Origin of the sequence: Methyloversatilis sp. XJ19-49 (assembly GCF_024580145.1) — a bacterium.
Classification (GTDB): domain Bacteria; phylum Pseudomonadota; class Gammaproteobacteria; order Burkholderiales; family Rhodocyclaceae; genus Methyloversatilis.
In genome coordinates this window covers 1-1,103 of the sequence record NZ_JANINI010000036.1, presented here as the reverse complement: position 1 = coordinate 1,103, position 1,103 = coordinate 1, and the positions used below count along the sequence as shown (strand labels likewise).

At 69.4% G+C, this 1,103-nt stretch carries 1 protein-coding gene; it reads left to right on the top strand.

From position 1 onward, the window contains the following. On the top strand, positions 1-1,103 hold a 1,103-nt coding region (locus tag NMQ16_RS19120), incomplete at both ends, for a leukotoxin LktA family filamentous adhesin (RefSeq protein ID WP_257082560.1).

Sequence of the window (1,103 nt, the reverse complement as noted above, 5' to 3'; positions counted from 1 at the left end):
GGCATGGCGAGCCTGCCGCTGCTGATGTCACCGGCGGCGTGGGCGCAGGCGATCCAGGCCGATGGCCGGACGCTGACGACGGTGAGCACGGCCGGAGCGGTGACGGACATCCGGACCGGCACGATTGCGGGCAACTCGGGTTTCAACTCGTTCAACACGTTCAACGTCAATGCTGGGCACACGGCGAACCTGCACGTGCCGAGCGGGGCGGTGAATCTGGTGAACATCGTGCGCGACGCGCGCAGCGACATCCACGGCACGCTGAACGCGATCCGCGACGGGCGCATCGGCGGCAATGTGTTCTTTGCCAACCCGCACGGATTTGTCGTCGGCGCGGGTGGCGTGGTGAATGTGGATTCGCTGTCGGTGAGCACGCCGACGCAGGGCTTCGCGGACCGCTTCTTCGTCAATGGCCGGCCGGACGCAGGCGCGGTCGGTCAGTTGCTCAACGGGACGGCGCCGCTGTCGAGTGCGGCGATCCGCATCGACGGGCGGATCAACGCGGCAGACGGCGTGACGCTGTCGGCGGGCACGGTGAGCGTGGCCGGAGCGGTGCTGACGGGTGCGCGCTTCGAGGGACGGGCGCCGGACTTCACCGACATCGTCAATACGCAGGGTGTGAGCGCGGGCAGCCGGCTGGTCGAGCGGGCGGGGCGCATCTACATTGCGGCGGACGAGGACATCGAAATCGCCGGCACGCTGGATGCGCGCGGCGGCGGTGCGACAGACGGGGGCGAAATCGAGCTTCGGGCCGGGCGCGACATCCTGGTCGACATCGACGCGATGGTGACGGCGGCCGGTGACGGGGCTGATTCGGACGGTGGTCGCGTGTATTCGATGGCCGAGCGCAGTGCGGTCATCCGCAGCGGTGCGGTGATGGATGCGAGTGCCGGGGCGAGCGGCGACGGCGGCTTCGTCGAATTTTCGGCGAAGGACACGGTGGAGCTGGCTGGCGGTCAGTTTCTGGCTGACGGGAGAGCGGGCGGCGCGGCGGGCCTGGTGCTGATCGATCCGCTGAACATCGTGCTCAGCGCGAACCTGCTGCGCGGAGCGGGCGGCTACGCCGGCATTCCGGCCGGGCCGGACAATGGCGTCAGCGTCAC